Raw genomic sequence first — 11,939 nt, 5'->3', positions numbered from 1 at the left:
CCCCACCACCGGACAGAGGCGCACCCCGCACCCCGCGGAGCAACCCGCACCACATCAAGCCCGTCCGGCGATTGAGGACGGAACCCCGCACCCCGGACCGGGGCAACGCGACGCCCAGGACCCCCGGCGTCAGCCGGACAGCTTCGTCCGGAACTCGTCGAGGATCCGGTCCGCCGCCGTGTAGCCGATGCCGGCGATCCACAGGCGGTCGTCGACCTTGAAGACCTTGTCGTTCTTCGAGGCGGTCAGGCCCTTCCACAGGCCGCTCTTCATCGTCCTGGTCGTCCCCGCCTTGTCCGGGTCGCCGTACGTGGACGTGAAGACGACGTCCGCGTCCGCGAGGTCGATCTTCTCGGGGGAGACGTCGTAGGAGAAGCCGTCCTTGGCCTTGTCCGTGATGGCGGGCCGGCCCATGCCGAGGTCGGCGAGGATCGAGCCGATGTAGTTCTGCTTGCCGTAGATGCGGATGTCGGCGCCTTCGACGAAGCGGACGAAGTTGACGTCCGTGGCCGCCGCCTTCTCCTTGCCGCCGATCGCCGCGGTCACCTCCGCGACATGGGCGTCGTACGCGGCGACGACCTTCTTCGCCTCGGCCTGCTTGCCGAGCGCCTCGGCGTGGACCTGGAAGTTCTCCTTCCAGGCGGTGCCGGTGGACTCCGTCATCACGGTCGGGGCGATGGCGCTGAGCTGCTCGTAGCGGTCGCCGTCACGGACCTTGCTGGTGAGGATCAGGTCCGGCTTCAGGGAGGCGACGGTCTCCATGTTGGGGTTGGCGATCTCGCCGACCTCCGTGAGCTTCTTCGTCTTCTCCGCCGGCAGGTACGCGGGGAAGCCGTCCTCCGTGGCGGAGTGCGTCGCGCCGACGGGCTGCACGCCCAGGGTGAGCGCGCTGTCCAGCTCGCCGGTGTCCAGGACCACCACGCGCTTGGGCGTCACGGGGACCGACACGTCGCCCATGGCCGTCTTGACGGTGTGGGTCGCGGCGGCGTCGGTCCTGTCGCCTCCGTCGGAGTCCGAGTCGGACGAACCACAGGCGGTGAGCGCGAGCGCGCCGGTCAGCGCGAGGGCTCCGAGCGTGATTCCACGGCGGCGGAGGGCGGTGGGCATGGGCAGCCTTTCGTGGGTGGGGTGCGGTGTCAGGAGGAAGGCGTGGGCTGCCAGGGAGCGCCCGGGACGACGAGCGGGGAGCCCGTCACCGGGTCCGGGACGATCACGGCTTCGAGGCCGAAGACCTCGCGTACGAGTTCCGCGGTGACGACGTCCTGCGGGTGGCCCTCGGCGACGATCCGGCCCGCCTTCATGGCGACGAGGTGGTCGGCGTAGCGGGCGGCCTGGTTGAGGTCGTGCAGCACCGTCACCACGGTCCGGCCGCGGGTGCCGTCGGCGGCCGGGGCGGCGAGCCGGCGCACCAGGTCGAGGACCTCCACCTGGTGGGCGATGTCGAGGTACGTGGTCGGCTCGTCGAGCAGCAGCAGGTCCGTGTCCTGGGCGAGGGCCATCGCGATCCAGACGCGCTGGCGCTGTCCGCCGGAGAGCTCGTCCACGGAACGGGAGCCGAGCGCGGTGATGTCGGTACGTTCCATGGCCTCGGTCACCGCCCGTTCGTCCTCCTGGGACCACTGCTGCCACCAGTGCTGGTGGGGCTGGCGGCCGCGGGCGACGAGGTCGGAGACGGTGATCGCCTCGGGGGCCACGGGGGTCTGCGGGAGCAGCCCGATCGACTGGGCGATCTTCTTCGTGGGGATCTTCGACAGCTCGGTGCCGTCCAGGAGCACCGCCCCGCCGCGCGGCTTGAGGAGCCGGCCGAGTGCGCGCAGCGTCGTCGACTTGCCGCAGGCGTTCGGCCCGACGATGACGGTGACCTTCCCGTCGGGAACGGCGAGGTCCAGCTCGTGGACGACGGTGCGGTCCTCGTACGCGAGGGTCAGTTCGCGCACCGTCAGACGGCTGGTCGCGGTGTCCTGCTGCCGGGTCGTGGTCATGCGTTGCCTCCCGAGCGGCCACCGTGACCGCGGATGATCAGCCAGATCAGGTACGGGGCGCCGACCGCCGCCGTCAGGACGCCCACCGGAAGTTCGGTGGGGGAGAAGAGCCTGCGGGCCAGCAGGTCCGCGAAGACGACGATCACCGCGCCGAGCAGCGCCGAGCAGAGCAGCGGGTTCTGTGCGGTGCGGGTCATGCGGCGGGCGATCTGCGGGGCGAGCAGGGCGACGAAGTCGACCGGTCCGGCCGTCCCCGTGGCCACGGACGCCAGGATCACGCCGAGTGCGACGAGTCCCAGGCGTACCCGCCCGAGCCGGACCCCGAGCGCGGTCGCCGTGTCGTCGTCCATGGACACGGACCGCTGGGCGCGGGCGGCCCACAGGACGGCGGGCAGCAGGATGAGGAGGGTCCAGCCGATGGGCGCGGCCTCGTCGTAGCCGCGGCCGTTGAGCGAGCCGGTCATCCAGATCTGGGCCTGCTGGGCGACGAGGTAGTCGCCCTTGGTCAGGAACAGGGTGGTGACCGAGCGCAGCGCGATCGCGAAACCGATGCCGATGAGGACGAAGCGGGTGGCGTGCAGCCCGCCGCGCCATGCGAAGGCGTAGACGAGCGCCGCGGCCGCGACCCCGCCGATCACCGACAGGTACGGCAGGACGGTGTACGAGGTGATGCCGAACGTCATCGCGCCGACCGTGAGCGCGCTCGCGCCCTGGCTGATGCCGATGATGTCGGGGCTGGCGAGGGGGTTGCGGGCCACGGTCTGGATCAGCGCGCCGGCGATCCCGAAGGCGAGGCCGACGAGGAGCCCGACGACCATGCGCGGCATCCGCAGCGTGCCGACGACGAGTTCGTCGGCGGAGGGCCGCCCCAGGATCACGTTCAGGACTTCGGAGGGTGCGACGAAGCTCTCGCCGACGCAGAGGTACGCGACGCAGACGACGGCCAGCAGTACGACGAGCGAGGCGGCGACGGCTGTGGCCCGGCGGTGCAGCAGGAACCGTCCGCGTGCCCCGATCGTCACGAGGCTGTATCCGGCGGGCCGCACCGCGGCCGTGGTGGCGCTCATGCGGGCACAGCCTTCCGGCGCACCAGCGTGACCAGGAACGGCACCCCGATCAGGGCCGTCATGACCCCGGCGGGCACCTCGCTCGGCGGGAAGACGATCCGGCCGATGACATCGGAGACGAGCAGCATCACGGGTCCGATCAGGGCGGCCATCGGGAGCACCCAGCGGTGGTCGCTGCCGACGATCGCCCGGGCGATGTGGGGGACGGCGAGGCCGATGAACGCGATCGGGCCGGCCGCGGCGACCCCGGCGCCGGTGAGCACCGTGGCACCGATGCCGCCCACGATGCGTACGGTCGCGATCTTCTGCCCGAGGCCCTTCGCCATGTCCTCGCCGAGCGCGAGCGCGTCGAGGCCGCGGGCGACGCAGAGCACGAGCACGGTGCCCAGCAGCAGGAACGGCCAGATCTGCTGGGCCACCTCGGCCTCGCGGCCGGCGATCGAGCCGACCTGCCAGAACCGGAACTCGTCCAGCGCGGACGCCTTCGTGGTCAGCACGGCCATGGTGACGGACACCAGCAGGGCGTTGATCGCCGCGCCGCCGAGCGCGAGCTTCACGGGGGTGGCGCCGCCGCGCCCGCTGGAGGCGATGGCGTACACGGCGACGGACGCGATGGCCGCCCCCGCGAAGGCGAACCAGACGTATCCGGTGAGCGTGTGGATCCCCGCGTAGGCGATGGCCAGCACGACGCCGACCGAGGCGCCCTGGCTGATGCCGAGGATGCCGGGGTCGGCGATGGGGTTACGGGTGATGCCCTGGAGCACCGTGCCGGCGAGGGCGAGCGAGGCACCGACCATCAGACCGATCAGGGTGCGGGGCACCCGCATGTTCCGGATGACCTCGGCGGCGTCGGAGTGCCCGCCGTGGAGCAGGACGTCGAACACCTCCGACGGGGGTATGGAGCGCGCCCCGACTGCGAGGCTGAGCAGTACCGCGACCAGCAGCGCCACAACGGCCGCCGCCGTCGCGAGAGCGCGTCTGGAGCGGCGTGGTGCGGCGGTTGGCATCGAACCCCATAGACAGGCGAGACAAGCGAGACAAAGCCAAGCAAAGTAAGGCTTGGCTAAGTCTAAGCGTCGCCTGTGCGGTGCCTTCCGGCGGTGTACCGGGGCCGGGACCGGCTCGGCACAATGGACGGCATGGCTTCCCACACGCTGACGGTCGGCTTCGACCTGGACATGACGCTCATCGACTCCCGGCCGGGCATCGCGGCCGCCTTCCAGGCGCTTTCCGCCGAGACGGGGGCGTACATCGACACCGATCTGGTGGTGAGCCGCCTCGGCCCGCCGCTGGAGCAGGAGATCGCGCACTGGTTCCCGGCCGCCGACGTGGCCGCGATCGCCGAGCGCTACCGCGAGATATATCCCACCTATGCGATCGTCCCGTCGCTCGCGATGCCCGGAGCACGGGAGTCGGTCGACGCGATACGCGCACTCGGCGGCCGGACGATGGTCGTCACCGCGAAGTACGAACCCAACGCGAAGCTCCACCTCACCCACCTCGCCATCGAGCCCGACGTGATCGTGGGAGGCCTGTGGGCCGAGGCGAAGGCGGAGGCGCTGCGCGAGCACGGAGCGGGCGTCTACGTGGGCGACCACACGGGCGACGTACGCGGCGCGCAGGCGGCGAGCGCGGTCTCGGTGGGCGTGACGACGGGCCCGTGCGACGAGGCGGAGCTGCGCGCGGCGGGCGCGGACGTCGTCCTCACGTCGCTGACGGAGTTCCCGGCGTGGCTGGAGACGTACACGGCGTAGCCGGGGGACCTGTCCGGCGACAGGACGGGGCCCCGCGCCGGGCGCGGGTCCCTAGCGCTGAGCCGACCCCGCCCGCGCCGAACGGACCACGCCGGCCGCGGCGATCAGGAAGCCGACGCCCATCAGCATGCAGAGGGACCAGAAGACGGACGGAAGCGGATCCGTGCCGAGGAAGAGCGGGGCCATCGTGGCGAGGGTCGACAGGGCGCCGAGGAGGAAGATGATCGCGCCTACGCGGACCAGCCGGTCGCCTGCGCCGGAAGTTGGAGTACTCACCCCGTCAGGGTAGTTCCCGGCGGCGGTGGACCACTCCCGGGCGGGGCAGGTGCCGTTTCCGGACAGAGTCCGGATGACCAGGCTTGACGAGGGGTACTTCACCTGTGGAGGCTTCTGCCAGCAGGGGAAGCGCAACCACAGGACAGCCTGACCTGCTGAGGGCTTTGTTCCGGCATACGGGTTGAGATGGGGTGCGTGCTTTGCCGACTGGCAAGGTCAAGTGGTTCAACAGTGAGAAGGGCTTCGGCTTCCTCTCCCGCGACGACGGCAGCGACGTCTTCGTGCACTCGTCCGTGCTTCCCGACGGAGTCGACGCACTCAAGCCCGGCCAGCGCGTCGAGTTCGGCGTGGTCGCCGGACAACGTGGTGACCAGGCGCTTTCCGTGGCGATCCTCGACCCCACGCCGTCCGTGGCGGCCGCCCAGCGGCGCAAGCCGGACGAACTGGCGTCGATCGTGCAGGATCTGACGACCGTGCTGGAGAACATCACGCCGATGCTGGAGCGCGGCCGCTACCCCGACAAGGCGTCCGGCGCCAAGATCGCCGGCCTGCTGCGGGCGGTCGCGGACCAGCTCGACGTATAGGCGCTCAGGCGAACGACAGCGCGTCCGGGCCGAGGGGCGGCACCAGTCCCTCGGCCGCGGCGCGCGTCAGCAGGCCCCGGACCGCCGCGTAGCCGTCCTCGCCGAGGTCGGCGGTGAACTCGTTCACGTACAGGCCGATGTGCTGGTCGGCGACGGACGGGTCCATCTCCTGCGCGTGCTCCAGGACGTAGGGGCGCGAGGTCTCCGGGTCGTCCCACGCCATCCGGACCGACGTGCGCACCGAGTCGGCGAGCAGCTTCAGCGTGTCGGCGCCCAGGGAGCGCTTGGCGATGATCGCGCCGAGCGGGATCGGCAGCCCGGTCGTGTCCTCCCAGTGCCGGCCCATGTCGGCCAGGTTGTGCAGACCGTAGTTCTGGTACGTGAAGCGCGCCTCGTGGATGACGAGACCGGCGTCGACCTTGCCGTCCCGCACCGCCGGCATGATCTCGTCGAACGGCATGACGACGATCTCGCCGACCCCGCCGGGTACGATCTCCGCCGCCCAGAGGCGGAAGAGCAGGTACGCGGTGGAGCGCTCGCTCGGCACGGCGACGGTCTTCCCCGTCAGGTCCGTGCCCGCCTCCCTCGTCAGGACGAGCGGCCCGCAGCCCCGCCCCAGCGCCCCGCCGCACGGCAGCAGCGCGTACTCGTCGAGGACCCAGGGAAGCACCGCGTACGACACCTTGAGGACGTCCAGCTCGCCGCGCTCGGCCATGCCGTTGGTGAGGTCGATGTCCGCGAACGTGACATCGAGCGCGGGCGCGTCGGGCACCCTGCCGTGCGCCCAGGCGTCGAAGACGAACGTGTCGTTCGGGCAGGGCGAGAAGGCGATCCGCAGCGGGTCAGGAGTCGTTTCGGTCATGGTGGATCCAGCCTTCCAGTACGGGGGTGAGCTTCCCGAACGCCTCGGTGAGCGCGGCCAGCGCCTCGCCGATGCGCCAGGCGTCGCGGTCGCGCGGGCCGACGGCGTTGGAGACGGCTCTGATCTCCAGGACGGGGACACCGGCCAGGGCGGCCGCCTCCGCGACCCCGAAGCCCTCCATGGCCTCGGCCACGGCGCCGGGGTGTGCGGTGCGGAGCGCGGCGGCGCGTCGGGCGCTGCCGGTCACCGTGGAGACGGTGAGGACGTCACCGGTCACGGCACGGGTCGCCGCGACCGCCGCCTTCACCAGTGAGCGGGGCGGGAAGTGCCAGACCCGGCCGAAGCCCAGTTCGGTGACGGGCACGAAGCCCGCCGGGGTCTCGGCGCCCAGGTCCGCCGCGCCGATGCGGCCGGCCACGACGAGGGAACCGACCGGGGCCGCACCGGCGAACCCGCCGCCGATACCGGCCGAGATCACCAGGTCGTAGCGGTCCGAGGCCAGGGCGAACGCGGCGGAGGCCGCCGCCGCTGCCGGTCCCGCGCCGCCCGCGAGGACGTCGTAGGGGCCCGCGCGATGGATCTCGGCGCCCGGAACCGTATGGACGGACACGTCGCCGGGCCCGGACGCACGCGTGACCGCGTCCCGTTCCACCGGGACAGCGGTCACGACGAGCACACGCACGGGGGAAACCCTCCGGGGTCAGGAGGGGGTCAGTCGGACTTCTCGAGCTTGAAGTGCCAGATGCCGGTCAGCTTCTTGCCGTCGGTCTCCACGATGCTGATCTGGGTGGACTTCGTGGTCTCGCCGGTCTGGCTGGAGAAGAAGGCGCTGCCCGGGATGGACCGGTAGGTCTTCTTGTACGGCTCCTGCTCGGCCTGCTGGCCGTTGATGAAGAGGGTCCAGCCGTTGTCCGCGACCTCGGGGTCGACGCCGAAGCGGACCTTGTCGTCCATCGCGGCCTTGACGGTCTTCTCCGCCTTCTTGTTGAGGCAGCCCTGGATATCGGACTCCTTGAGGGCCTTGCCGTCGTTGTAGCAGGACGCCTCGGCACTCACCGAGTTGTCGCCGACCGTCACGGTGGCGAGCGGCGTCGGCTTGTCGCAGGCGGAGAGGACAAGGAGTCCCGCGGACACGGCACCAAGAGCGACGCCGATTCGACGGCCCTTACCGGAGAAGAACGCAACGGTCATGGGCCGAAGGCTATCGGTCGCTCCGGCTCACGCCACGCGGGGGTGCGGCGAGCCGCGCCGCGCGGCGCCCAGCAGACCCCGTACGGACGTGGCGGCACCGAGCGCGAGGATGCCCGCGGCGACCGACATGCCCAGTACTCCGTTGAGGGGGAGGGCGATCCCGACGGCCCCGCCGGCCACCCAGGCCATCTGGAGCAACGTCTCGGAGCGGGCGAACGCGGACGTCCGCACCTCCTCCGGCACGTCGCGCTGGATCATCGCGTCCAGCGACAGCTTCGACAGCGCCTGGGTGAAGCCCGCCATGGCCGCGAGTGCGGCGACCATGACCGTGCTGAAGAAGACGGCGGCCAGCACGGCGACGCCCAGCGCCAGGCCCAGCACCGAGGCGACGATGATCTCCGGACCGCGCGCCCTGAGCCAGGAGCCGACCGCGGTACCCAGCGCGTTGCCCACCCCGGCGGCCACACCGACGATGCCGAGCGAGATCGCGGCGCTCTGACCGGCCAGCGGGTGCTCGCGCAGCAGGAACGCCAGGAAGAAGATCAGGAAGCCTGAGAGAGCCCGGTGGGAGGCGTTGGCCTGGAGCCCGTGCAGCACGGACGGGCCGACGGAGCGCAGCCCGGGCCGCTTCTCGCCGTTCTTCTCCTTGCCCCGGGCCGGCTTCTTCCCGCTCCTGGGCGTGTCGTTCTTCCGGAGCGGTTCGGGCCGGACGGCACCCTCGCCGTGCGGCGGCACCAGCTGCGCCTTCCGCTCCCCCTTCGCCGAGTCCACCTTGTGCGGCAGCGTGAAGGCGAGGACGGCCCCGCCGACGAAGATCGCGCACGCCCCGTACAGCGGCCACGGCGGCCCGATGGTCTGGAGCCCCGCCCCGATGGGCGCGGCCACGCCGGTCGCCAGGAGACCGGCGAGGGTGACCCGCGAGTTCGCCTTCACGAGCGAGAAACGGGGTGGCAGCAGACGGGGTACGACGGCGCTGCGCACCACTCCGTACGCCTTCGAGCACACCAGTACGCCCAGAGCGGCCGGATACAGCTCCAGGCCGCCGGTGGCGACCGCGCCCGACATGGTGAGCGCCAGGACGGCCCGGGCCAGCATGGAGCCCGCCATGGCGGCACGGCGGCCGTGCGGCAGGCGGTCCAGGAGCGGGCCGATGACGGGGGCGAGGAGGATGAACGGCGCCATGGTGACGGCGAGGTACAGCGCGACCCGGCCGCGGGCCTGGTCCGTCGGTACGGAGAAGAACACGGTCGACGCGAGCGCGACGGTGATCATCACGTCGCCCGCGCCGTTCACCGCGTGCAGCTCGATCAGCTTGCCGAGGCCCGACTCACCGGCCCCGTGGGCGTGGGTCGCCTTCCGGATACCGCGGGCGGTTCCGGTGAACGGGGTGTGGAGGGCATGACCGATCGACCGGCCCGTCCTGCGGAGCGGGCCGGATTCGTCGTGCGACCTGGCAGAAGCCACTTGGTCATAGTGCCCCAGTCCCCGGCGTCACGAACCGAGATCGGCGCGGGGCGCGATGTGTACCGCCCCGTCGGGTCAGTGATCGGCCAGGTCGCAGGGGGTGCGGAGGGCCGGATCAGGAGGACCGGAGAGCGTTCTTCACCGGGGACACGGCGTCGGATACGACGTCGTTTGGGACGGGCAGGTGGGCGGGGAGCGGCGGAGAGGGTAGCGTGCGTAGCGCGCCACCGGCGGTTGTTCTTGGCCGCGCGCCTCTCGGCGATCCCGCAGAATGGATCGCAGAAGGTGCGCCCGAGGCAGGCACAAACGGGTGTGGACGTCGACGCGGCCCCCAGGTCCGCTCCGCCCGCAACCGTATGGCCGAAATCGATGGATGTGCTGGCGCGCTCGTGAGACTGGCGTAGGAGAGAAGCGAGACCTGTGAGTGCTGCGACGACGAGAAGCCGTACGGCCCGTACCCCCGTTCCCGACCGTCTGTGCGCCGAGGCCGTAGACCTCGCCCGCGCGGCGGCCGAGGAAGCGGCCGCGCCGGGAGTGGTGGGCGAGCATGTGGCCGTGGTCCCCGAGGGGGACCGCGTGGTCACGCACTACTTCGAGTGCAAGGACCCGGCCTACCGGGGCTGGCGCTGGGCGGTGACGGTCGCCAGGGCCTCCCGCGCGAAGAACGTCACGCTCGACGAGACGGTACTGCTGCCGGGCACCGACGCGCTGCTCGCGCCGGAGTGGGTGCCGTGGAGCGAGCGGCTGCGGCCGGGCGACATGGGGCCGGGCGACCTGCTGCCCACCGAGGCGGACGACCTGCGCCTGGAGCCGGGCTACACCGGTGAGGACGAGGTCCCGCCGAACTCCGCGGTCGCCGCGGTCTCGGGCGAGCTGGCCGATCTCGTCGAGTCCGAGGACGCGGAACTGACCACGCGCCCGGAGCCGCCGCGCCGCGGCTCGATCGCGGCGGTCGCGGACGAGCTGGGCATGCGGCGTGCGCGGGTGCTGTCCCGGTACGGGCTCCATGCGGCGGCCGACCGCTGGGACGAGGGGTTCGGCGCGAAGACGCCGATGGCGCAGGCGGCCCCGGCGACGTGCGTGTCGTGCGCCTTCCTGGTGCCGCTCGCGGGTTCGCTGAAGCAGGCCTTCGGGGTCTGCGCGAACGAGTTCGGTCCGGCGGACGGGCACGTGGTGTCCCTGTCGTACGGATGCGGCGGGCATTCGGAGGCCGCGGTCATGCCGAAGCCGCCGAAGCCGGCGCCGCACGCGCTGGACACGATGCAGGTGGACGAGTACCCGCTGCGTCCGGCGAGGGACTCCGGCTCCGTGCCGGTGGAGACGGATGCGCCGACGGAGGACCTCGGCCACTCGTAGGCGGTGGCCCGGGGGCGGGTTCCCGCGGAGCGCGGTTGCTCCGTCGTGCCGGGTCCGTCCTCAAACGCCGGACGGGCTGGTTTCGTGCGGGTTGCTCCGGCGTACGGCTTTGTCCTCAAGCGCCGGACGGGCTTGTTTGTGCGGCTGGACGACGGGCTGGTTCGTGCGGGTTGCTTCGGCGTACGGCTTTGTCCTCAAGCGCCGGACGGGCTTGTTTGTGCGGCTGGACGACGGGCTGGTTCGTGCGGGTGGACGGGCTTGATCGGGCTCGGCCCGGTGGATCCAGCCCGTCCGGCGTTTGAGGACGGAATCTGGGGAGTGGGGAGCGGTACCGGTGATTTCGGGCCGTCCAGAGGTACCCCCAGCCCGTCCGGCGCTTGAGGACAACGCGTGGACCGGTCCGGACCCGGTAGCTTCGGGCGCACACTTGGCGAGACGGGCATGCGCCAGCGGAAGAGCCGGAAGAGGGAGTCACAGCGTGAGCATCATGGCGACCGAGGGGGCCGACCCATTCGGAACCGCGCGGCTGCGACGCGGCGTGCTCGACGCCTGGGGCGCAGGCCCCGCCCGCTTCCGTGAGGACGCCAACGCCGAGGAGGACCTCGCGCTCGGCGGCTACCGCGACCGCCTCGTCGTCGAACTGGCCCAGAACGCCGCCGACGCCGCGGCCCGCGCCCACGTACCCGGCCGGCTCCGGCTGACCCTGCACCCGGCGACCGCGACCGCCCCCGCGGTCCTCGCCGCCGCGAACACCGGCGCACCCCTGGACGCCACCGGCGTGGAGTCGCTGTCCACCCTGCGGGCCTCCGCCAAGCGCGAGGGCCACGACGGGGCCGTCGGCAGGTTCGGCGTCGGGTTCGCCGCCGTCCTCGCCGTGAGCGACGAGCCGGCCGTCGTCGGCCGGCACGGAGGCGTGCGCTGGTCCCTCGCCGAGGCCGGGGCTGCCGACGGCCGCCTCGCGGGCGAGGTCGCGGGCCTCGGCGAGGGACCAGCGCACGCCTCCGTGCCGGCCGACGACGGCCGGCTCGTCGCTCACGACGGCGAGGACACCGTCGTCGTCCTGCCGCTGCGCGACGGCGTCGCCGAGGACCTGGTCGGCCGGCTGCTCGGCGCGATCGACGACGCCCTGCTCCTGACCCTGCCCGGCCTGGACGAGGTCGTCGTCGAAACCCCGGACTCCGTACGGACGTTGCGCCGTTCGCAGCACGGCCCGTACACGCACGTCGAGGACTCCGGGCACGGCACGAACCGCTGGCGGACCGTCACCCACCGGGGCCCCGTCGAGCCCGCCCTGCTCGCCGACCGTCCGCTGGAGGAACGGCTGCGTCCGCACTGGTCGGTGACCTGGGCCGTCCCCGTGGACGCCGAGGGCGCCCCGGTCCACCCCCGTACCGCCACCGTCG

Annotated in this window: 13 protein-coding genes; 4 read left to right on the top strand and 9 right to left on the bottom strand. The window is 72.1% G+C overall.

From position 1 onward, the window contains the following. Positions 1–129 precede the first annotated feature (129 nt). The 4 genes from JGS39_RS28745 to JGS39_RS28730 are packed head-to-tail and all read right to left on the bottom strand — an operon-like array spanning position 130 to position 4,056. Positions 130–1,107 (bottom strand): ABC transporter substrate-binding protein, encoded by a 978-nt coding sequence (locus JGS39_RS28745; RefSeq protein WP_219572516.1) that lies wholly within the window; start codon positions 1,105–1,107, stop codon positions 130–132. A gap of 29 nt (positions 1,108–1,136) precedes the next feature. Continuing rightward, positions 1,137–1,982, bottom strand: a complete 846-nt coding sequence (locus JGS39_RS28740) for an ABC transporter ATP-binding protein (RefSeq protein WP_219572515.1) — start codon at positions 1,980–1,982, stop codon at positions 1,137–1,139. After that, positions 1,979–3,049 carry a FecCD family ABC transporter permease gene (locus JGS39_RS28735; protein ID WP_219572514.1) on the bottom strand — a complete coding sequence of 357 codons (1,071 nt, stop codon included), beginning with the start codon at positions 3,047–3,049 and terminating at the stop codon, positions 1,979–1,981. Before JGS39_RS28735 ends, JGS39_RS28740 begins: the two co-directional genes overlap by 4 nt. Beyond that, positions 3,046–4,056: a FecCD family ABC transporter permease gene (locus tag JGS39_RS28730; RefSeq protein ID WP_219572513.1), complete on the bottom strand. Its 1,011-nt coding sequence runs from the start codon at positions 4,054–4,056 to the stop codon at positions 3,046–3,048. The genes JGS39_RS28735 and JGS39_RS28730 overlap by 4 nt, the downstream gene beginning before the upstream one ends. A 132-nt stretch (positions 4,057–4,188) precedes the next feature. Here JGS39_RS28730 and JGS39_RS28725 point away from each other — a divergent pair, with 132 nt between their 5' ends. After that, positions 4,189–4,803 carry an HAD family hydrolase gene (locus JGS39_RS28725; protein WP_372456176.1) on the top strand — a complete coding sequence of 205 codons (615 nt, stop codon included), beginning with the start codon at positions 4,189–4,191 and terminating at the stop codon, positions 4,801–4,803. A gap of 51 nt (positions 4,804–4,854) precedes the next feature. Here the strand turns inward: JGS39_RS28725 and JGS39_RS28720 are convergent, their stop codons facing one another. Beyond that, positions 4,855–5,079, bottom strand: a complete 225-nt coding sequence (locus JGS39_RS28720) for a hypothetical protein (protein ID WP_219572511.1) — start codon at positions 5,077–5,079, stop codon at positions 4,855–4,857. Positions 5,080–5,279: 200 nt separating this feature from the next. Here JGS39_RS28720 and JGS39_RS41720 point away from each other — a divergent pair, with 200 nt between their 5' ends. Further along, positions 5,280–5,663 carry a cold-shock protein gene (locus tag JGS39_RS41720; RefSeq protein ID WP_136328972.1) on the top strand — a complete coding sequence of 128 codons (384 nt, stop codon included), beginning with the start codon at positions 5,280–5,282 and terminating at the stop codon, positions 5,661–5,663. 4 nt (positions 5,664–5,667) lie between these two features. Here JGS39_RS41720 and JGS39_RS28710 read toward each other — a convergent pair whose 3' ends face one another. From JGS39_RS28710 to JGS39_RS28695, 4 genes are read right to left on the bottom strand one after another with little or no spacing between them, the layout of a single operon-like run. Next, a complete protein-coding gene (locus JGS39_RS28710) occupies positions 5,668–6,525 on the bottom strand; it encodes a 1,4-dihydroxy-6-naphtoate synthase (RefSeq protein ID WP_219572510.1) in 858 nt (285 codons plus the stop codon). Further along, positions 6,506–7,207, bottom strand: coding sequence for a futalosine hydrolase (locus JGS39_RS28705; RefSeq protein ID WP_219572509.1), 702 nt, complete (start codon positions 7,205–7,207; stop codon positions 6,506–6,508). Before JGS39_RS28705 ends, JGS39_RS28710 begins: the two co-directional genes overlap by 20 nt. Before the next feature lie 29 nt (positions 7,208–7,236). After that, complete coding sequence (locus tag JGS39_RS28700; protein WP_148019345.1) at positions 7,237–7,716, bottom strand: DUF2771 domain-containing protein; 480 nt, start codon at positions 7,714–7,716, stop codon at positions 7,237–7,239. Positions 7,717–7,743: 27 nt separating this feature from the next. Beyond that, positions 7,744–9,180: an MFS transporter gene (locus JGS39_RS28695; protein WP_219572508.1), complete on the bottom strand. Its 1,437-nt coding sequence runs from the start codon at positions 9,178–9,180 to the stop codon at positions 7,744–7,746. 420 nt (positions 9,181–9,600) lie between these two features. Between JGS39_RS28695 and JGS39_RS28690 the strand changes: the two genes are divergently transcribed. Together JGS39_RS28690 and JGS39_RS28685 are read left to right on the top strand one after the other, a co-directional pair. Next, the gene (locus tag JGS39_RS28690) at positions 9,601–10,536 is read left to right on the top strand and encodes a DUF3027 domain-containing protein (RefSeq protein WP_219572507.1); all 936 of its coding nucleotides are present in this window, start codon (positions 9,601–9,603) and stop codon (positions 10,534–10,536) included. A 478-nt stretch (positions 10,537–11,014) separates the two neighbouring features. Next, positions 11,015–11,939 (top strand): sacsin N-terminal ATP-binding-like domain-containing protein (locus tag JGS39_RS28685; protein ID WP_372456175.1); only part of this gene is annotated, 925 nt, incomplete at its 3' end.

Source organism: Streptomyces poriferorum (assembly GCF_019399235.1).
GTDB lineage: Bacteria > Actinomycetota > Actinomycetes > Streptomycetales > Streptomycetaceae > Streptomyces > Streptomyces poriferorum.
The sequence above is the reverse complement of the archived record's forward strand: the minus strand, read 5'-3'. Positions and strand labels throughout refer to the sequence as shown.